Consider the following 19,596-nt stretch of genomic DNA (forward strand, 5'->3'; position numbering starts at 1 on the left):
AAGAACCATTATACCTTGCTAGGTCCATGGCGTCCTCTTCCTGAAGTGCAGAACATTGGCATAAAAAAAGCATAGCCGCGTCAGAAAGTCTTCTCTGACACGGCTATGCCGATATTGCTGAAGCCAAGAGCCATTAGATGGTCTCCAGCTCCTTCTCTTCCTTCGCTGCACTGGTCTCCAGCAGTACCTTTGCCGGCTCCGCAGCAGCAGGGGACGACTTCTTGGTCAGTCCCTGAATCAACGCCTCGACGTCGATGCCTGACACACTTTTCAGCATTTCCGGAGCAGTGGACATCAGCTCCGTCACATAGTTGCTGACCCGGGCTGCACCTTCACCTTTACCGGTGTCCACAACCGTCAGCTTATCAATGGACGAGATTGGCTCTGCAATCTTGCCGGCGAGCTCTGGCAGCATCTTCACAATAATGTCGAGAACAGCCGCTTCACCGAACTTCGAGAAGGCTTCCGCCAGCTTCTCCTTCGCTTCTGCTTCCGCCAAGCCGCGAAGACGAATGACCTCGGCATCAGCCGAGCCCTTCGCCCGCTCGGCATCGGCGATCGCCATACCGTCCAGACGCTTCTGCTCCGCTGAAGCCTTTGCCTGAGTTTCAATGGAGTACTGAACCGCATCCGCCTCGCGCATCCGGCGGGCCTTCTCCGCCTCAGCCGCCTGCACTACCGCATAACGATCTGCATCGGCCTTTTTCTTGACCTCTGCATCATACTGCTTCTCTCGAACCATAATTTCCTTCTCTTGAATATCAATCTCCCGCTCTTTCCGAACGAGCTCGACCTTCATTTGTTCTTCAACAACGGTCTGCTTCGCACGGGCTTCCTGAATATGATAAGCCTGATCGGCCTCAGCCTTTGCTGTATCCTGATCGCGCTTGAACGCGGCCACCTTCAGCTCCTTCTCCTTGGAAGCCTCCGCAATGTTCGTATCCCGCACCAGCTCTGCCTTCTGTCCTTCCTCTTCCGCACGTGCCTTCTGAATTCTGGCATCCCGAACGGCTTCGGCTTCGGCAATCTCAGCATCGCGCTTTACGGTAGCGATCCGCGGCTTACCGAGCGCTTCCAGATAGCCGTGCTTGTCACGGACATCCTTGATCGTGAAGGAAACGATTTGCAGGCCCATTTTCTTCAAATCACGTGCGGCTACGCCCTGCACTTCCTGCGCAAATTTATCCCGGTTCCGATATACCTCTTCTACCGTCATGGAGCCCAGGATCGCGCGCAGATGACCTTCGAGCACTTCTTGTGCTTCTCCCTTCAGCGCTTCAATCGGCTTGCCCATAAACTGCTCTGCCGCTGTCGCCACGTCTTCAATCGAGCTGCCGACTTTGATAATCGCGACGCCGTCAGCCATAACCGGTACCCCTTGCTCCGTGTACACTTCCGGCGTCATAACATCCAGCTTATGAGACAGGAGCGATACAAACTCCGAACGTTGAAAGATCGGAAGGATAAATGCGCCGCCGCCGCGGACAATCTTGATTCTCCGGCCGGATTCATCCGACGAAATGTTCTTGCTCCCGAGGAACGAGCCCGTCACGATCATTGCTTCGTCCGGACTTACGGTCTTGTAGCGGGCCCAGAACGCAAGACCCAATACGACAATGACCCCAATGACAACCGACGGAATAATTAAAAATTCTGGCATGCTGTTACACCTCTCCCTTGACTTCTTCTAGTTCAGACACTCGGAGGACGCCATCCACCACATCAATCACGACGACCCGCACTCCTGCAGGAACCGACCGCTGATCAAAGCTTGAGGCAATATGGAGGGTATTGCTGGCACCGACCCGTACCATGACCTCACCGTAGCCGATGGCTGGAAGGGGAATCATCACTTCACCGATTCGTCCTGCCAGCTCCTGTACGGAGAAGCCGGTCGAGTTCTCACTGTTCTCCATGGGACGGACATAGCCGAAATAGACTACGACTGAGACAGCGGCTGAGATCAGCAGCGACAGCATAATGACGAAGAGCAGGCTGAATTCCGTGTATGTAGTCAGCATGATGCCCGACCCGCCGAACACAGTTACCGCCGCTGCAATGACCATAGGATTCAAAACATCCAAGGACAAAAAATCAAGCGCCCCATCCAATGCCCCACTGAGAACATCCCCCAGCAGAACGCTTACAATGGCGAACAACACGCCGCCTGTCAAGCATCCCCAAAACAGTGCCTCCATATTGACTGCCTCCCCGAGTTGAACCTTACTGTATAGATAACTCTTTTTACGAAGAAAAGTTAACATCGTTTCAAAAATTTGTATTCAAATTGCGCAAAAAGGGGCTGTCCCACATGATCTAGGGTCTTGCGGGATGGCCTCGTTTGTTGTTACGAGATGCTCCGCGTACGAAACGTTCCTCCCCTCGCTGCTGCCTCCAAAAACAGGTAACACAAAGAAACCGCCCTTTGGCAGAATGGAAGTGTCATGCAACCATTTAAAAAGGAGCGGTTTCATTTGTACATTCAATATACTATGGATCAACTTTATCTGCTCATGGATGTAGAAGACGACATTCCATTCAATCCCCTTGTTACTGTAGTCCATGAAGCGGTTTATGACCGAATCTTCCAGGCTGCATATCCTGGTGGAGGTCGGATGGCTTTGACTCGCCCATAACCTGTTGAAGAAGGCGGTAATAGACCACAATAAAGACATGGCGGTGCTGGGATCACCTCCCTGACTCCGCCATGTCTTTATTTTTTGCTTCAGATCTCATTCAAATGAGCTGCCTCGTTAAACAAGAATCTACTTTTGGGACAGCCCCGTATAATCCATAAGCTCATTAAAGCTTACAGTGACATGTTGTAAATCTCAATCACGTCCTGACGTTCCAGCTTGCGGAAGTTGCCGAACGGTCCAAAGCGGACAGACTTATCTGCCATAACCTCGATGTCCTTGTCATCAATATCGTAATCCGCCAGAGAGCTCGGCGCCCCGATTGAGGTCCAGAAGGACCGAAGAGCCTCAATGCCTTCAAGACCAATCTCTTTGTCGCTCTTGCCTGCAGGATCTACACCCATGACCTGAACAGCCAGCTGCTTGAAGCGTTCTGGCTGAACGTCGATATTGTACTTCATCCAGTTCGGGAACAGGATAGCCAGGCCTCCGCCATGCGGTATGTCATACACGGCTGAGACGGCATGCTCGATATTATGGGTCGCCCAGTCGCCGCGCAGCCCCATGCTGATCATGCCATTGAGCGCCATTGTACTGCAGTACATGATCGTTTCACGCAGCTCGAAATTGTTGAGGTCCTCCACCAGCTTCGGCGCTGTTTCCATAACCGTACGCAAAATGGTTTCACAGAACCCGTCCTGCACCGGCGTGTTGGAATCGAGATGGAAGTAATGCTCCAGCACATGCGACATAATATCTACAATGCCGTATACCGTTTGATCCTTTGGCAGGGAGAAGGTATGCTCTGGATCTAATATAGAAAATGCAGGGTAAGCGTAGAGGCTGCCCCAGCCCATTTTTTCCTGTGTAGCCTCGTTTGTAATGACAGAGCCGCCGTTCATTTCAGAGCCTGTAGCCGCCATTGTCAGCACCGTGCCTAACGGCAGTCCGGCCTCCGGCGCAGCCTTGCGCTCTACAAAATCCCACATGTCACCTTCATACTTGGCACCAACAGCAATTGCCTTGGCACAGTCCAGTACACTGCCGCCGCCAACCGCTAGAATCAGCTCAATACTGTTCTCCCGGCAAAGCTCAACGCCGCGGTGAACCGTGGACAAGCGGGGATTGGGCTCCACGCCGGCAAGCTCCGTTACCTCTGCGCCTGCTTCCTTCAGCAGAGACAGGGTCTGGTCATACAGTCCGCTGCGTTTAATGCTTCCTCCGCCATAAACCAGCAGCACCTTCTTGCCGTACTTCGAAACTTCGGCTGGTAAAGAGCTCAGCTTGCCCTTTCCAAAAATCAAGGTCGTAGGATTATAAAATTCAAAAGGACCCATCTGATCACCCTCCAGTTATATGTAATCCAAATTTCTTTGGTTTCAGCCACTCATTATACTACCCCCGCGAACGGATTTCAAAACGGTCCCTTGCGACCTGGATGTATATACCAATCCTTGGAGTGCAAAAAGAAAGAACATAGCCGCCCGGGATCTCTCCCAGAGCTGCTATGTCCTGTGTTTACAGCGTAGTGGTGCTTATGCCTGAATTATATGCCAGATCGTTGAAATCCCATGTGATTCAGGAATTGATGGAAGCCCTGACGCCCTGCTTCCGTATGCTTGTACACGCCGGCCTGTTCCAAAATTTCTGTGAAGATCTCCCCGACGGCTTCCCGGATGACGTGCTGCGCCTCTTCCTTGGAGAGCCCATCAGCATGCTCTTGCTTCAGCTGCTCAATCCATGGAAGATGAACCTGAAGCGGATTGGAGTCCTCCTGCGCAGCAGCGTAAAGCGCCGTGTCGCCAGCCAGAATATCTCCCACCTGGTCCAGCTCGCTCTTGAGCCTTCCCGGCAGGATTGCCAAGCCCATGACCTCAATGAGCCCGATATTTTCTTTCTTGATATGATGCATTTCCCGGTGTGGATGGAAAATCCCTTCCGGATGCTGCTCGTTCGTCCGGTTGTTGCGGAGCACGAGATCCAGCTCATAGCCGCCATCTGCACTTCGGCGGGCGATCGGAGTCACTGTATTATGAGGTACCCGCTCCCCTTCCGCATCGCTCCATGCTTCAATGTCAAGTGCTGAATCGCTGTAGCCTTTCCAGGCTTCATAAATCTCGTTCGCGCATCCCAGCAGAGCTTCTGGGTCTTCTGCCGTCAGTCTCAGAACCGACATCGGCCAGTTCACAATGCCGGCAGTAACACCTTTATGACTGGTGTGTTCATAGACTGCAAGGACCTCAGCCTTCTGAATCGGGAACGTATGGCGACCTCCCTGAAAATGATCATGCGTCAGGATGGAGCCGCCCACGATGGGCAGATCTGCATTGGAGCCCAGGAAATAATGCGGGTACGCTTCCACAAAGCCTAAGAGACGACGCAGCGTGTCCTTGGTCAGCTTCATCGGCACATGGTCATGATGCAGCACGATGCAATGCTCGTTGTAATAAACATAGGGAGAATATTGAAACAGCCATTTCTCCTGATTCAGCTCCAGCGGAATGACGCGGAGATTCTGGCGGGCCGGATGATTAACCCGTCCGGCATAACCGACATTTTCGCGGCATAGCTGGCATTTAGGATACACCGGAGGCGGGAGCAGCTTGGCCATGGCAATTTCCTTCGGGCTTTTTTCCGGCTTGGACAGATTAATTGTAATTTCGATATCACCATAAGAGCTGTCATACCGCCAGAATTCATTCTTTGACACGCGGTCCATCCGGATATAGTTGCTGTCGATGCACAGCTTGTAAAAATAATCCGTAGCCGCTTCAATGCCCTGCTCTTCCTTCAGCTGCATGAATCGGCCTGTGACCTCGGAGGGCCTGGCCATCAGCAAGCCCATGATTTTGGCATCCATCAGATCACGGTAGGTGTCGCTGTTGTCGGGAATGAGACCCTTGGAGGCGGCTGCATCAATGAGTATATCGACCATTGCCTGCGGGCTGTCCGGTACCGGCTGAGTGATCTCCTCCAGCAGCGGCTCTGTATAGCCCAGCAGATCCAGCAGAAGGTTCCGGCTGTAATCCGTATCACTGTCCTGAATAAGCTGCTGGCGCAGCGCAAACTGCACCAGCTGTTCTATCGCATGCAGCACCTGATAGGGCTCGGGTGCTGCCTGATTCAATTCCTGTTCCATACTGCGGCCTCCTTAGTTGCTCTCATAACCGTTCGGATGACTGACATGCCATCTCCATGCATCCTGAATAATATCCTCCAGCTTCACACGGGCTGGCTGCCAGCCTAGAACAGTACGTGCTTTGTCTGAGGAAGCCACCAGAACTGCGGGATCTCCCGCGCGCCGCGCTTCCATCACGACCGGAATCTCGCGGCCGGTGACGGCTTTGGAGGTTTCAATGACTTCTTTGACGGAGAAGCCCTGACCGTTGCCCAGATTGAACACATTGCTGTCCTCGCCGCGGCGCAGGTACTCCACGGCCCGAAGATGCGCATCCGCCAGATCGCTGACATGAATATAGTCTCTGACACAGGTGCCGTCCGGTGTAGCATAATCGTCTCCGAATACGGAAATATGCGGACGCTGCTGCAGCGCAGTTTGCAGCACTAACGGGATCAAGTGACTCTCCGGACGGTGGTCTTCTCCGATTTTGCCGCTGGCATGAGAGCCGGCTGCATTGAAGTAACGCAGTGATACATATTTGATGCCGAGCACTTGATCAAACCAGGCCATCATTCTCTCCATCATCAGCTTGGTCTCGCCGTACACATTGGTCGGCTGCGTGCGGTCTTTTTCTTCGATCGGCACTTTTTCCGGTTCGCCGTAAGTGGCCGCTGTGGAGCTGAAGACAATCTTCCGCACCCCTGCCTCATTCATGGCTTCCAGCAGGCACAGCGTTCCATAGACGTTATTGTCGTAGTATTTCACAGGGTCCTTCATGCTCTCGCCAACGAGAGAGTTGGCTGCAAAGTGAATGACCGCATCAATCTCATTTTCGGCAAACAGCGTCTTCAGCAGCTCCTTGTTACGCAGGTCTCCCTGATACAGCTTGCCACCCAGCAGCGCTTCCTTGTGCCCGGTTTCCAGACTGTCGATCACAACAACCTCTTCGCCGCGCTCCAGCAGCTCCGCAACCGTATGCGAGCCGATGTATCCGGCTCCTCCCGTTACCAAAATTGCCATTTACAGCACCCCTTTCAGTTCGTGTACACCCTGGCCAACACCGCATACATAGAAATCCGGTTTCAGTCCGGTTCTCTTCTCGTAACCGACAGCGACCTCGGCAATGACCTGCTCCACATGATCCTCGTGCACCAGCGCGACCGTGCAGCCGCCGAAGCCGGCTCCCGTCATCCGGGCGCCCAAAGTGCCCTCCTGCCGCTGGAACTCCTCGACCATGACATCCAGCTCATCCCCGGTCACTTCATACAGATGGCGCAGTGAAGTATGGGAGTCGTTCATGAAGCTGCCGAACGCCTGAAGGTTATTCTCTTTCAATGCTGCTACTGAATCCAGCACGCGCTGGTTCTCTTCGACCACATGCTGAGCCCGCTTGCGCACGGTTTCATCCTCAATGACACCCTGCAGCTCCTGGAACTGCTCCGGTGTAAGCTGCGCCAGGTAATTCAATTCCGGTCTTGTGCCTTGAAGCTGCTCCAGCGCGGAATCACATTCGCTGCGCCGCTCATTGTATTTGGAATCCACCAGGCCGCGGCGCTTGTTCGTGTTCGCGATAACAATCTTATAGCTGCCTGTTTCAAAAGGCACCAGATCATATTCCAGCGTGTCGCACATCAGCAGAATCGCATGATTGCTGCGGCCGTTCGCAACAGCAAACTGATCCATGATACCGGAGTTCACACCGACGAACTGATTCTCGGCGCGTTGGGACAGCTTCGCAATTTCTACAGGATCCCGATCACAGCCCTCCATGGACATAAACGCATAGGCAGTCACTACCTCGATGGAAGCTGAGGAAGATAAGCCCGCACCGTTCGGGATATCGCCGTGATACAAGAGCTCATAGCCTTTAGTAAGAGAGCAGCCCAGCTTCTCCAGCTCGACGATGACGCCAACCGGATAATCTGTCCATTCCCCAGTCTTGCCCCCATAGCTCTCCTCCGGTCCCGCTGCTGCTTCGTATGGCAGGTTCGTCGAGGCAAATGCAACCTGATTGTCCTTGCGCTCGCGAATCAAGAGCGTGGTGCCGAATTCCAGCGCCGCAGGCAGTACATAACCGCCATTATAATCAAGATGCTCGCCAATCAGATTGACGCGTCCCGGTGCGTTAAACATCCGCAGAGGAGCATCACTGGTACCGTACTTACTATGAAATGTGGATACTAATGATTCCAGGTTCATTATGTTCACTCCATCCTATTTTCTAAATCCATCTGTCTTGACTCCAGTATAGAAGAAAGCTCTTTTTCGATTAATGCAATCTTGTGTGCTACATATGGATATATGTGACTTCTCATAGTAAAATACAAGAGTTAGAACAACAGGATGCTACAACCTGATGACCCCTGAAGGCAGGTGCTGTATGTCAAACGAAGAAACATATTCGGTTTCCTCCAGTCCCGTGTTACCTCTGCATGACCGTCTTATTGTGCTTTTTTCGGGGGTGAGCCAGACGACTCCCCTTCATGCCCTTGGTCCCAAATTGTATGATTATTACCTGCTGCATCTTGTGGAGGCTGGTAAAGGCACCTTCCAGACGGAGCATGCTCTATATGAGCTGGGCCCCGGCGATGCGTTTCTCATTCATCCCGGTCAATTGGTCAGCTATGTATCTGACGCGGAGGAGCCCTGGCGTTACCGCTGGGTCGCCTTTAAGGGTCAGGAGGCGGAGGGCCTGGTCAAAGCTGCAGGCATGCTGCCGGACACACCGGTCGTATTTAACCCCGGTTCTCACAGGCCCGCCCGATATATAAGGCTGATTCAGGAGTGCTTCAGCCGCAAGCAGGATCAGGCACATATTGCCGCCTCCGGCTACTTCCAGCTGCTCTGGGCCGAGCTGATGACTCATACCCGGCGACATGTGCTGCCCTCTGCAGCGGAAACGCAGATCCAGCGAACAGTCAAGCAAATGATTACCGTCATGACCTCCCAGTACGCGCATCCTGTATCCATTGAGCAGATGTGCGCCAGCCTGGGGTATAACCGCGCTTATTTATCGCGCATATTCAAGAAGGAGACCGGCCTCCCTCCGGTTACGTATCTGCTCAAGCTGCGAATGGACCGGGCCAAGCGGCTGCTGCGGGAGCGTCCGGACCTGTCGGTGGAGCAGGTGTCCGCCTCTGTAGGCCTGCCCGACAGCCTTTACTTCTCCCGTCAGTTCAAGCGCTTCTGCGGTATGTCTCCCACCGCCTACCGACGGGAGAATTCCGGCTGATGCTCTCTCTAAGTCATGGCAAAGCCCGCTTTCCTCGGCAGAAAGCGGGCTTCTGGCTGATGCCGCCCTGACAGCTCAAGGACTACGGAGCACCGTTTCCGGCTGCGGTGAGGCATCAGGCCTCCGGCTCTTTTTTCAGAATGGACTCAATCCGGTCCAGCTCCTCTTTAGAGAACTCCAGATTACTGAGAGCCCCCACATTGTCCTCAATCTGGCTAACCTTGCTCGCCCCGATCAGGGCTGAGGTAACTCGGCCTCCACGCAGCACCCAAGCGAGAGCGAATTGAGCCAGGCTCTGGCCCCGGGCGGCAGCCATCTGATTCAAGGCGCGGATTTTGCGGAGCACCTCTGGTGTAATATTGCTTTCATGCAGAAACTGGGAAGCGCTGGCTGCCCGGGAGTCGTTCGGAACTCCATTCAAATATTTGTTGGTCAGCAGTCCCTGACCGAGCGGCGTAAATGCAATGCTCCCTGCGCCCTGTTCGTCCAGCACATCAAGCAGGCCCTGCTCCACCCAGCGGTTCAGCATGGAATAGCTCGGCTGATGAATAAGCAGCGGTGTACCCAGCCTTCTTAAAATTTCAGCCGCTTCTTTGGTCTTCTCTGGCGTGTAATTGGAAATACCGACGTAAAGCGCTTTACCGGAACGAACGATATGATCCAGCGCCATCATCGTCTCCTCCAGCGGTGTATCGGGATCCATTCGGTGTGAGTAGAAAATGTCCACGTAGTCAAGACCCATCCGCTTCAGGCTCTGATCGAGGCTGGACACCAGATATTTCCGCGAGCCCCAGTCTCCGTAAGGTCCGGGCCACATGTAATAGCCGGCCTTAGAGGAGATAATCATCTCGTCACGGTAGGCCTTCAGGTCCTTCGCGAGCACCTGTCCGAAGGTTTCCTCGGCGGAGCCCGCCGGCGGACCGTAGTTGTTGGCGAGATCAAAGTGCGTGATTCCAAGGTCGAAAGAGCGGGTCACCATGCTCCGCGCATTCTCGAAGGAGTCAATCCCTCCAAAGTTATGCCACAAGCCGAGGGAAATAGCCGGCAGCTTCAAGCCGGATCGCCCGCAGCGATTATATATCATACCTTCATAGCGGTCTTCACTCGCTACATATGTCATTGGTCATCCCTGCCTCTCCATTTGGAAATATGCTTTGGTCATACAATTCATACTATATGATTAACCCAAACTGCGGCCGCTTGCGTCGCTGCACCGTAAATTCCAGGCTTACACGCTGCTGCGCAGCATTCCGTTCACCTTGTCCATCACTTCACCGATGCGCTCGGTAATCAGCAGGCCTGCCCTGTGATCATATGGTGTCGGGTCCCCGTTCAAAATGGCAGTCCGGCTCCCCTGATAGTAGTTGATTAATCCCGCTGCCGGGTGAACGGTAAGAGAAGTTCCTCCGACAATCAGCAGATCCGCTATTGAAATTTCATGGATCGCCCGCTTTAACAGCTGATGATCCAGCTCCTCCTCATACAGCACCACATCCGGCTTGATCATTCCGCCGCAATCGGCGCAGCGGGGCACTAGCTCTTGAATTTCCATCACCTGCTGAAGTGAATAAAAGCGGTTGCAGTCCATACAATAATTGCGGTGCACCGAGCCATGCAGCTCAAGTACCTCGCCGCAGCCTGCGGTCTGGTGGAGGCCGTCGATGTTTTGGGTAATTACCGCCTTCAGCTTGCCCTCCTGCTCCAGGCGCGAGAGCAGCTGGTGGCAGCCGTTTGGACGCGCCGCCGGGTGCAGCATTTTGCTGCGGTAGAAATCATAGAATATGTCCGGCTTCTCCATAAAAAAGCTATGGCTGAGCATAATTTCCGGCGGATAGGGAGAATGATGCTCACTTTGATACAATCCCGCCGCCGAGCGGAAATCAGGAATTCCGCTTTCCGTAGAGGTTCCGGCTCCGCCAAAAAAGACGATATAATCGCTTGCTTCGATCCAAGTCGCGAGCATTTCTATTTTTTCATTGCTTTCCACCTGCGCACCTCCCGTAGAACGTCTGGCCATCAGGCCTTTAATCTAATTTCATTATAATCGCTGATAATCAGATCGGCATCCACGAGATGTTGCGCATCCCCATGATCAGCATCTCCTTCGTAAAGACCGATCGCCAGCGCACAGCCTGCCTGCTTCGCCATCTGCATGTCGCCGTTACTGTCTCCAATGACCGCGACCTCTTCCGGCTGAAGACCAAGCTGCCTGCAGGCCGCAAGCGCCATATCCGGGCCGGGCTTGCCCTGCTTGACCTGATCACGGCCAATAATGACCGGGAAATTCTCCAAAAGGCCCATCCAGGCCAAATGTTCCTTCGCTGCAGCCGTCGTATCGGAGGTGACAACGGCCAACGGAAGCTTGAGTGTCCGGCACTGCTTCAGCAGCTCATTCAGCCCGGGCATGGGAAAAGCCGGCCTGGTCTGCCTTACCTGAACCATGGCATTTTTCTCCATCTGCCGGACTTGCAGCAGCGCTTCATTCCACGGCATTCCTGCCGCATACAGCTGCCAGGCTAACAGCCCGATACTTTCCTCGGCCGTAGCCATCGCGAGCGGACCTTTCCGGTCATAGGAATACAGCTGCCCCAAGGAATCCTGCAGCGTACCGAGCACCTTGTCTCTCGAACCGGTAAACCCTTTACCGATCAGCTCCAGCCGCTCCTCCAAAGCCTGCAGCATGTAGCTTGCCCAGCCGCCCCATAAAGACATGAAATGCAGCAGCGTGCCGTCCTTGTCAAACAGCAGCCCGCTGCAGATCATACGACGCTCTTGGATCTCAAGCACCGGCACAGCCTTCCCCTCCTTTTCTTCTCCATCTTACACTTTCTGTTTACTTCTGCAAGTTTCCTTTCGAGCAGCAGACTCTGTTCAAAAAACAGACAAAAAAACCCCTCTTATTTTCCATTCTTTAGTTTATTTTTCTGTTTCATGACAACTAGGGTGTGGTAAGTAAGTCGTGCGGTAACCAATAAAAGGATGATGGAGAAGGAGGAACAACCAAGATGGCCAAGAAAAATAACGGACAAAAAATGACCCGCGAAGAAGCTGGACGCTTAGGCGGTGAAGCAACAGCGAAGAAGCATAACCGTGAATTTTATCAGGAAATCGGCAAAAAAGGCGGACAAGCTACCTCCAAAAATCACAGTCGCGAGTTCTACCAGGAAATCGGGCAAAAAGGCGGCGAGGCAACTTCCCGCAATCATGACCGTGAATTTTACCAGGAAATCGGCCGCAAGGGCGGAAAAAAATAGCCATAGATTGAAGTTTACAAGAGCGTGCTCCTCACGAATGAAGGAGACGCTCTTTTTCTCATATAATAAGGAAGCAACCCCTGCCCGCGCTGGAATGACAGGTAGAAAAACATGACTTTTTATGATAGACTCTGTTAAATGATATCAATTATCGTTTGTCACCCGGCTGCTTTGCCGGTAAGCCGCGCTAAAGCGCGTGACCATCATACATTTCAATAGGACATGGGGGGAACAAGGCATCATGAAAGCTAAAAAAATGCGTTCAGACATGATCAAAAAAGGCTTTGACCGGGCCCCGCACCGCAGTCTTCTGCGTGCCGCCGGCGTGAAAGAGGAAGATTTCGGTAAACCGTTCATCGCGGTCTGCAACTCTTATATCGATATTGTACCGGGCCATGTGCATCTGCAGGAATTCGGCAAAATCGTTAAAGAAGCCATCCGCGAAGCGGGCGGAGTTCCGTTTGAGTTTAACACCATCGGTGTTGACGACGGAATCGCCATGGGACATATCGGTATGCGCTACTCTCTGCCAAGCCGGGAAATCATTGCCGATTCCCTGGAAACCGTCGTTTCCGCACACTGGTTCGACGGCATGGTATGTATTCCCAACTGTGACAAAATCACGCCAGGCATGCTGATGGGAACGCTTCGCGTTAACATCCCGACCATCGTCGTCAGCGGCGGTCCGATGAAAGCCGGCGTAGACAGTAAGGGACGCAAGCTCTCCCTGACCTCCGTATTTGAGGGCGTAGGCGCTCACCAGGTCGGCAAGATTAACGACGAAGAGCTGCTGGAGCTGGAGCAGTACGGCTGCCCGACCTGTGGATCTTGCTCGGGCATGTTCACAGCGAACTCTATGAACTGTCTCTCCGAGGCACTTGGCCTTGCCCTGCCGGGTAACGGAACCATTCTCGCGGTAGCTGAAGAGCGTAAGGAATTTGTAAGACAATCCGCACGCCAGCTGATGAATCTGATCGAGATGGACCTGAAGCCGCGCGACATCGTAACCCGCGAAGCGATCGATAATGCTTTTGCGCTGGATATGGCGATGGGCGGCTCCACCAACACAGTACTGCACACACTGGCTCTGGCGCATGAAGCCGGCATCGATTACCCGCTGGAGCGTATCAATGAAGTAGCTAACCGGGTACCGCATATTTCAAAGCTGGCCCCGGCCTCTGACTATTTCATCGAGGATGTCCATCTGGCAGGCGGCGTTAGCGCTGTACTGAACGAGCTCCTGAAGAAGCCGGACGCCTTGTTCGGCGACTGCATTACCGTGTCGGGCAAGACGCTGGCCGAGAACGTTGCAGGCTGTGAGATTCAGGACAAGAACGTAATTCACCCGATTGATCAGCCCTACTCCGAGCGCGGCGGCCTCGCTGTGCTTTACGGCAATCTGGCTCCGGAAGGCTCCATCATTAAAGTGGGCGCCGTTGACCCTTCCGTCGGCGGATACCATCGCGGTCCTGCCATTTGCTTTGATTCCCAGGAGGAAGCGCTGGAAGGCATCGCAAACGGCAAAGTTTCGGAAGGTATGGTCGTTGTCATCCGCTACGAAGGCCCTAAAGGCGGACCGGGTATGCCGGAAATGCTGGCTCCAACCTCGCAGATTGCAGGTATGGGACTGGGTGCCAAGGTCGGCCTGATCACGGACGGCCGCTTCTCGGGCGCATCCCGCGGCATCAGCATCGGACATATTTCTCCGGAGGCTGCTGAAGGCGGACCGATCGCTTTTGTTGAGAACGGAGATATTATCGAGCTGGATCTGGAGAAGCGCACCATTCAGCTGGAGGTTAGTGACGAGGAGATGGCGAAGCGCCGTGCCGACTGGAAGGGCTTTGAGCCGAAGGTCAAGACCGGCTACCTGGCTCGCTACTCCAAGCTCGTAACCAACGCCAGCAGCGGCGGTATCATGAAGATCTAACAATAATAAGAAGAAGCTGTCCCATAATAGATTCTTATTTAACGAGGCAGCCCACTTAAGTGAAAGAGGAAGTAACTTATAAAGACATGGTGGAGTCAGGGAGATTAGCCCGGCACCGCCATGTCTTTATTTGGTTTGTATTCAAGAAATCTTTGGAGTGGCAGCAGCGTACGCGGAGCATTTCGCAACAACAAACGAGGCTATCCCGCAAGATCCTGGATCTTTTGGGACAGCCCCTGGGTGCATAAATTTTATTTAGGAGGACAGCTCCTTCGCGGTACTGCCCACAGACAGCTCACCAAGACCGGTCTCGACAGAAGATCTTCGGGAACGAAGTTCCCGTGGGGCATAACGGCTGATCAGGACCTCCACCGGCATCATCAGCATCCGCGGCTCCATGCGCCGGCTGCCTTCCTTGAGCCGCGATTGACCCTTGGGATGAATGACAGACAGGAGCAGCTTCAGATACACCCGGGTAGAGCTGGCAAACAGCCCGGAGGGCAAATCCTGAAGATGAAATCCGAATTGCTCCGGTCCTCGGGTAATCATCGTGACCCCGTACAGACCTTTCACGTTTCGATATTCCGGCTTGTCGAGCACCCGCTGTGCAATGGTTGGCAGGTCCTTCTGAACCGCACGGATCATCTGAATCGCAATCTGCATCTCGTTCCGGGCATGTCTGCCAATATCAAACAGCTTCTGATTATCGAAATGAAGCTCCAGCACCTCATCCCCCTTCACAAGTCGTAAGCCATCCTGTGTTACCATGTCCTGTCCTTGATAGGAGGTCAAGCGATAATGCAGCATAGGGTCCGACGGATTCGCCGTTTTCAGGCGAAATACAACATGAAACAGCTTCTCCCATAGCAGCCACACTGCTACAGCCATTCGTTTCGGTAAGGACAGCTTCATTGAAGACGACATCCTCTCATGAGTAATCATTTCGTCGATCCGAACGCTTCTCAGGCCTTCACGCTCTGCTTCTGACAGCACCCGGTCCAGTGCCAGCAGCATCTGCTCCGGCGCCTGTACATCTGCACCCATCGTATTTCCGCAATCGTGAAGGAGCATCACTTCCCCTGCTCTCAGCTTGCGCCGCATTCTGTGGGTCAGCTTGTCAGCACCGACGCTGCTTCTCCAGTCTCCGTACATCGAGGACCAGAGAATGATACGGTAACCGCTGTTTTTGGCAAAATCAAATAGATTCACAATGCCCCAGGGAGGACGGTAATACACCGGCCGCTCACCCGTAATGCCGAAAATGATATCATCCGTGCGCTTGAGCTGCATGCGGACCGTCTTGGGCCTCATGAGCCAGTTGGATTTGTGAACATAGTTATGAATACCAATCAGATGTCCCTCATCATGAATGCGCTTGATAATTTCTGGATGGGACTCTGCATGAGAGCCGACCACAAAAAAGGTGGCCTTCATATTGTAGCGCTTCAGCAAATCCAGAAGCTGAGGTGTATATACCGGATCAGGTCCATCGTCAAAGGTCAAGGCAAACTCGCCCTCCACCGTCCCTCTCCGAAATACACGATAACCGAAAAAACGGGTGATAATCCCGGGAATGAAGGCATAAAAAGAAGAAATGTAAAACAACCAGAGCAGCACTGTCTGCATGCCAATTTCCCCGCTTTTCTGTTTACTTTGGCATTACACTCCTGTTATTTTATCATAGGGCAAAAAGAAATAGGCGTTTTTTTAACAATTCATGTACAATGAAGTCATTATGTTGAAAGGAGCGTTTGACTAAACTATGCTTCCCTTGTACAAAAAATACTGGAGGACTTTTTTTGATATCGGAATGATTGTCCTCACTGTATATCTGGTCATGTTTGTGTTCAGCAAACTGTACCAAATTGCAGCTCCCGTCTTTTTATCCTTCCTTGTGTTCTGGATGATCGAGCCGATTGCACGTTTTTTTCACCGCCGCGGCATGAAGAAAACCTTCGCTTCCGCCCTCGCGGTTCTCATCTTCCTGCTGATTATTGTCGCTTTGCTATTCGGCGCCGGCGCGATCATCGTCTCGCAATTGATGCAGCTTGAGAAGAATTTACCGCTCTATACCTCCATGCTGCAGGAACAGTTCGCAGCCCTGCTGAGCTTCCTTCAAGTCAAGCTGGCAGCACTGCCTCCGGATGTGACCGAGAGCTTGAACAGCTATTTTCAGGATATTACCAACTTTGCAAAAAATGCTGCCCAAGGACTGTTTTTATACATCATCGGCTTTATGGGCTCTTTCACGACCTTTATTGCTAACTTCGGGATTGCCATTATACTGGCGTACTTTCTTAGCACGGAGATCGGAAGCTGGCGCAAAATCGCCAGTGACAAAACGCCGCGAACGATCAAAAATGCCATTCTGTTTCTTAAAAATCACGTCTTCGGAGCCATCGGCGCTTATTTGAAGGCGCAGCTGAAGCTGATCAGCATTACATTTGTGATGGCTTACATAGGCCTGCTTATCTTAGGGACTGGCAATGCGCTGTCTATTGCCCTCATCAGTGCCGTGTTTGATTTTCTCCCATTGCTTGGCGTCCCGGTCATATTCATACCCTGGATCCTTTATCTGTTTCTCGTGGGCAAGGCCAGCCTTGCGGTGGGCCTGATTGTACTGCTGGTCATCATTATGGTAACCCGTCAGCTGCTGGAGCCCAAGATTGCCGGTCAATCGATCGGGGTCACCTCCGCCTTCCTGATGCTGTCCTTTATGATCATCTCTCTGTCCATCTTCGGCATTGCCGGCTTGATCATGACACCCATCTTGATTATTTTGCTAAAAGAGCTGCTGGAGCAAGGATATTTGCAGCGCTGGATCCATCTGCCTAAGGAGGAGTTTGAGGTTTCTCCATTTGCGATGCAGAAGGAAGACTCTGCCGTACATAGCTCCGCTGGAGCAAAGCAGCCCTCAGAATCCCCATCCTCAGACCATACTCCGTTGTGATCTCATTACCAAGGAGGGCGGGCGCATCATGAAGCCATACTGGATATTCGACTTTGACGGCACACTTGTGCAATCCAAGGATCTGGCGGTACAAATATTTAACGAGCTGTCTCAAAAACATGGCGGCAGACTCATCAAAGACGAAGAAATAGCTACACTTGCTGCGATGTCTATACCAGACCGACTAAAAGCCTTGAAAGTCCCGATGTACAAATTACCGGCGCTCCTTGTTGAAGGGCGGATCGAGTATAAGAAGGCCCTTCTTTCTCTAGAGCCTGTGGCTGGAATTCAGCATGCTTTGCACCAACTGAAAGCAAAGGGCTGCAAGCTGGGTATTATATCTTCTAATTCGGTAGAGAACATCAGGCTTTTTATCGATCACCATGGACTCCAGGATTTTGACTTTATTCATTCCGCCTCTAATCTGTTCGGGAAGCATAAAGCCATTATCCGTTTAGCCAAAAAGCACAGCCTTCACGTAAGCGACATCCTGTATATTGGCGATGAGCTGCGAGATATCGAAGCCTGCCATCAAATCAACGTAGCGGTGGTCGCTGCAGCCTGGGGATGGGACTCCCCGGAGCTGCTGGAGTCCGCCGCGCCGGACTTCATTTGCCATTCACCCTTGGAATTATCCACATTAATGTCACAGAGAACCTGATCTCCTGGCTGCAGCCATCGCTATTGCCTCTTCGCGTTTACTTGCTGGCTGACAGCATATTCATCACTTTGCCGAACAACTCTGTAGCCCGGTGGCGCGAGCCGGGCTTCTGGTTCTTCAGCAGTACACTAACTGCGTATCGCGGAGCCTCGATCGGCCCGTACCCTGTAAACCATTGATGGTTCGCAGCGGCTCCATGATGCAATACCTCCGCAGTGCCGGACTTGCCGGCCAGTCTCCAGGCGGCACCCTGCTTCAATGCCGAGCCGGTCCCCTTCTGCACTACCTTTTCCATCCATGTCAGCAAGATAGACGTCGTCTTCGGCGACAGGCTCTTCTCGGGTCGCAGTCGCTGCACCGGCCAAAGCTGCAGCTCTTGTCCATTATCGTAGGACACCCGGCTTACCATTCGAGGTCGAAAGCCTTGTCCTTGGTTCAGCAAAGTAACGATCATATTGGAGGCCTGCAGCGGTGTCATCATGACATCTCTTTGACCGATTGCCGTCTGCACCCTAACTCCCTCATCCTCAGCCGCTTCAAGGTCTGCGAAGACGCTGCCGCTTTCTTCATGATCCAGAGGCCTTATCTCCGGAACACCCAGGACATTGGAGGCTTGCCAGCCCAGTACGCGCCCCACACCCAGCTGCTGTGCAGCGAGCTGAAATTGTGCTGGAGACAGCCGCTGTCCCAGCTCGGCGAACACGACATTACATGACTGGGCGAACGCATCTTCAAGCGTCAGCCTGCCATGACCGTGTTTTTTCCAGCAGGAAAGACCGTACCTGCCATATTCTCCGCTGCAATGAAACACTTCTTTCGGGGTACTGATCCCTGCTTCCAAGGCGGCAGCAGCCGTTACAATTTTAAAAATAGAGCCAGGCGCTGCTCCCTGCAGCGCTTTATTTTCCCACTGTCCCTCTGCGGGGTGAATCCGCTCGGGATTGTAGAAGGGGCTTGAAACCATGGCTACCACATCTCCGTTATGTACATCCTGAACGACAATTGCACCTTCTGAAGCACCGGCTTCAGACATCAAGCGCTCAACTTCTTTTTGAATGGAGAGATCTATGGTCGTCGTGAACCGGAGTGGATAATACGGGTTGAGATTCGCCTTCACCATAGGTGTAAGCTCTGGAATGACCTGATTATGTCCGTCTACGCTAAAGTAGACGACGGTGGGCGATAGGCTGTTCAGGAGAGGATCCAAGGCTTTCTCCAAGCCGCTGCCGCCCGTGATGCCATCGTATTGACCATAACGCTGGGTTTCCTTCCGCTGCCCCGATATATATCCAAGCCACTGCATTCCGCTTTCCTTATCCTCGTATCTTCGCTCATACGGGTACACCTTTAGCTGCGTCAGCCCCAAAGCAGAGAGCGCATCTCGCTGCTCGGGTCTCAAGGCCACTGGAATTCGACCTTCTCCGTGCCACAGCACCGGCTCCTTTAAACTGGACCAGATCTCAGCCAGCTGATCAGGCTTCGTGTCCAGAATGACTGCCACGTCCTTCAGCGTGGCGGGTTGAAATACATTCCAATCCGTCACTGGAAAGAGGACAGCGGTCCAGATCAGCTTCCCGGTTAGCGGAACTCCGTGACGATCGTGAAAATGTCCTCTTCCGCTGTCCAGCACCACGCCTCTCTCATGCTGAAGCCTTGCGGCTTCCATCAGGGTATGCTGCGTAGCTGGAACCGGATGACCCTTCAGCCAGATTTGAATAAAGGCCAGACGGCCGATGAACAGCACAAGCACGCAGGCCACCAGAAGCCATCCGTAGTACATCCGGCGGCGTGAAATCTCTCGCATTGTAAGTCCCT

The 19,596-nt window shown here is 53.0% G+C and carries 16 protein-coding genes and 1 pseudogene; 6 read left to right on the top strand and 11 right to left on the bottom strand.

What is annotated here, in order from left to right; genetic code table 11:
• Positions 1-133: 133 nt before the first annotated feature.
• Entirely contained in the window at positions 134-1,660 is a 1,527-nt protein-coding gene (locus JJQ72_RS05075) for a flotillin family protein (RefSeq protein ID WP_208202963.1), read from the bottom strand.
• Between the two features lie 4 nt (positions 1,661-1,664).
• A complete protein-coding gene (locus JJQ72_RS05080) occupies positions 1,665-2,198 on the bottom strand; it encodes an NfeD family membrane protein (RefSeq protein WP_208202964.1) in 534 nt (177 codons plus the stop codon).
• Between the two features lie 246 nt (positions 2,199-2,444).
• Here JJQ72_RS05080 and JJQ72_RS05085 point away from each other — a divergent pair, with 246 nt between their 5' ends.
• Complete coding sequence (locus tag JJQ72_RS05085; protein ID WP_208203015.1) at positions 2,445-2,636, top strand: hypothetical protein; 192 nt, start codon at positions 2,445-2,447, stop codon at positions 2,634-2,636.
• A 173-nt stretch (positions 2,637-2,809) separates the two neighbouring features.
• On the opposite strand, the gene JJQ72_RS05090 is transcribed toward JJQ72_RS05085, so the two are convergent.
• The 4 genes from JJQ72_RS05090 to JJQ72_RS05105 form a co-directional block, all read right to left on the bottom strand.
• Positions 2,810-3,973, bottom strand: coding sequence for an iron-containing alcohol dehydrogenase (locus JJQ72_RS05090; RefSeq protein ID WP_138225155.1), 1,164 nt, complete (start codon positions 3,971-3,973; stop codon positions 2,810-2,812).
• A gap of 209 nt (positions 3,974-4,182) precedes the next feature.
• Entirely contained in the window at positions 4,183-5,775 is a 1,593-nt protein-coding gene (locus JJQ72_RS05095) for a UDP-glucose--hexose-1-phosphate uridylyltransferase (protein WP_208202965.1), read from the bottom strand.
• A gap of 12 nt (positions 5,776-5,787) precedes the next feature.
• A complete protein-coding gene (gene galE, locus JJQ72_RS05100; protein WP_138225153.1) occupies positions 5,788-6,777 on the bottom strand; it encodes a UDP-glucose 4-epimerase GalE in 990 nt (329 codons plus the stop codon).
• Complete coding sequence (locus JJQ72_RS05105; protein WP_208202966.1) at positions 6,778-7,956, bottom strand: galactokinase; 1,179 nt, start codon at positions 7,954-7,956, stop codon at positions 6,778-6,780.
• 181 nt (positions 7,957-8,137) lie between these two features.
• Between JJQ72_RS05105 and JJQ72_RS05110 the strand changes: the two genes are divergently transcribed.
• The gene (locus JJQ72_RS05110) at positions 8,138-8,989 is read left to right on the top strand and encodes an AraC family transcriptional regulator (protein WP_138225152.1); all 852 of its coding nucleotides are present in this window, start codon (positions 8,138-8,140) and stop codon (positions 8,987-8,989) included.
• Between the two features lie 115 nt (positions 8,990-9,104).
• Here JJQ72_RS05110 and mgrA read toward each other — a convergent pair whose 3' ends face one another.
• The 3 genes from mgrA to JJQ72_RS05125 form a co-directional block, all read right to left on the bottom strand.
• A complete protein-coding gene (gene mgrA / locus JJQ72_RS05115; RefSeq protein ID WP_138225151.1) occupies positions 9,105-10,109 on the bottom strand; it encodes an L-glyceraldehyde 3-phosphate reductase in 1,005 nt (334 codons plus the stop codon).
• Positions 10,110-10,217: 108 nt separating this feature from the next.
• Positions 10,218-10,976, bottom strand: a complete 759-nt coding sequence (locus JJQ72_RS05120; RefSeq protein ID WP_347880720.1) for an NAD-dependent protein deacylase — start codon at positions 10,974-10,976, stop codon at positions 10,218-10,220.
• Positions 10,977-11,005: 29 nt separating this feature from the next.
• On the bottom strand, positions 11,006-11,782 hold the full coding sequence (locus JJQ72_RS05125; protein ID WP_208202968.1) for an HAD family hydrolase: 777 nt from the start codon (positions 11,780-11,782) through the stop codon (positions 11,006-11,008).
• Positions 11,783-11,994: 212 nt separating this feature from the next.
• Between JJQ72_RS05125 and JJQ72_RS05130 the strand changes: the two are divergent.
• Positions 11,995-12,237, top strand: a pseudogene (locus JJQ72_RS05130) (KGG domain-containing protein); the annotation flags it as partial.
• A gap of 247 nt (positions 12,238-12,484) precedes the next feature.
• A complete protein-coding gene (ilvD, locus tag JJQ72_RS05135; RefSeq protein ID WP_138225147.1) occupies positions 12,485-14,170 on the top strand; it encodes a dihydroxy-acid dehydratase in 1,686 nt (561 codons plus the stop codon).
• A 255-nt stretch (positions 14,171-14,425) separates the two neighbouring features.
• Here the strand turns inward: ilvD and JJQ72_RS05140 are convergent, their stop codons facing one another.
• Complete coding sequence (locus JJQ72_RS05140) at positions 14,426-15,796, bottom strand: polysaccharide deacetylase family protein (RefSeq protein WP_138225146.1); 1,371 nt, start codon at positions 15,794-15,796, stop codon at positions 14,426-14,428.
• 136 nt (positions 15,797-15,932) lie between these two features.
• Between JJQ72_RS05140 and JJQ72_RS05145 the strand changes: the two genes are divergently transcribed.
• Both JJQ72_RS05145 and JJQ72_RS05150 read left to right on the top strand, forming a co-directional pair.
• Positions 15,933-17,120 carry an AI-2E family transporter gene (locus JJQ72_RS05145; RefSeq protein ID WP_138225145.1) on the top strand — a complete coding sequence of 396 codons (1,188 nt, stop codon included), beginning with the start codon at positions 15,933-15,935 and terminating at the stop codon, positions 17,118-17,120.
• A 28-nt stretch (positions 17,121-17,148) separates the two neighbouring features.
• Entirely contained in the window at positions 17,149-17,781 is a 633-nt protein-coding gene (locus JJQ72_RS05150; RefSeq protein ID WP_208202969.1) for an HAD-IA family hydrolase, read from the top strand.
• A 37-nt stretch (positions 17,782-17,818) separates the two neighbouring features.
• Here the strand turns inward: JJQ72_RS05150 and JJQ72_RS05155 are convergent, their stop codons facing one another.
• On the bottom strand, positions 17,819-19,585 hold the full coding sequence (locus tag JJQ72_RS05155) for a peptidoglycan D,D-transpeptidase FtsI family protein (protein WP_208202970.1): 1,767 nt from the start codon (positions 19,583-19,585) through the stop codon (positions 17,819-17,821).
• Positions 19,586-19,596: the final 11 nt, after the last annotated feature.

It is taken from the genome of Paenibacillus sp. F411 (assembly GCF_017582705.1).
Taxonomy (GTDB): domain Bacteria; phylum Bacillota; class Bacilli; order Paenibacillales; family Paenibacillaceae; genus Paenibacillus_AQ; species Paenibacillus_AQ algicola.

Coding starts and splice junctions, on each gene's coding strand:
- galE (WP_138225153.1), bottom strand. CDS start 6,777: ATGGCAATTTTGGTAACGGGAGGAGCCGGATACATCGGCTCGCATACG.
- ilvD (WP_138225147.1), top strand. CDS start 12,485: ATGAAAGCTAAAAAAATGCGTTCAGACATGATCAAAAAAGGCTTTGAC.
- JJQ72_RS05075 (WP_208202963.1), bottom strand. CDS start 1,660: ATGCCAGAATTTTTAATTATTCCGTCGGTTGTCATTGGGGTCATTGTC.
- mgrA (WP_138225151.1), bottom strand. CDS start 10,109: ATGACATATGTAGCGAGTGAAGACCGCTATGAAGGTATGATATATAAT.
- JJQ72_RS05145 (WP_138225145.1), top strand. CDS start 15,933: ATGCTTCCCTTGTACAAAAAATACTGGAGGACTTTTTTTGATATCGGA.
- JJQ72_RS05085 (WP_208203015.1), top strand. CDS start 2,445: ATGCAACCATTTAAAAAGGAGCGGTTTCATTTGTACATTCAATATACT.
- JJQ72_RS05080 (WP_208202964.1), bottom strand. CDS start 2,198: ATGGAGGCACTGTTTTGGGGATGCTTGACAGGCGGCGTGTTGTTCGCC.
- JJQ72_RS05140 (WP_138225146.1), bottom strand. CDS start 15,796: ATGCAGACAGTGCTGCTCTGGTTGTTTTACATTTCTTCTTTTTATGCC.
- JJQ72_RS05155 (WP_208202970.1), bottom strand. CDS start 19,585: ATGCGAGAGATTTCACGCCGCCGGATGTACTACGGATGGCTTCTGGTG.
- JJQ72_RS05105 (WP_208202966.1), bottom strand. CDS start 7,956: ATGAACCTGGAATCATTAGTATCCACATTTCATAGTAAGTACGGTACC.
- JJQ72_RS05090 (WP_138225155.1), bottom strand. CDS start 3,973: ATGGGTCCTTTTGAATTTTATAATCCTACGACCTTGATTTTTGGAAAG.
- JJQ72_RS05110 (WP_138225152.1), top strand. CDS start 8,138: ATGTCAAACGAAGAAACATATTCGGTTTCCTCCAGTCCCGTGTTACCT.
- JJQ72_RS05095 (WP_208202965.1), bottom strand. CDS start 5,775: ATGGAACAGGAATTGAATCAGGCAGCACCCGAGCCCTATCAGGTGCTG.
- JJQ72_RS05150 (WP_208202969.1), top strand. CDS start 17,149: ATGAAGCCATACTGGATATTCGACTTTGACGGCACACTTGTGCAATCC.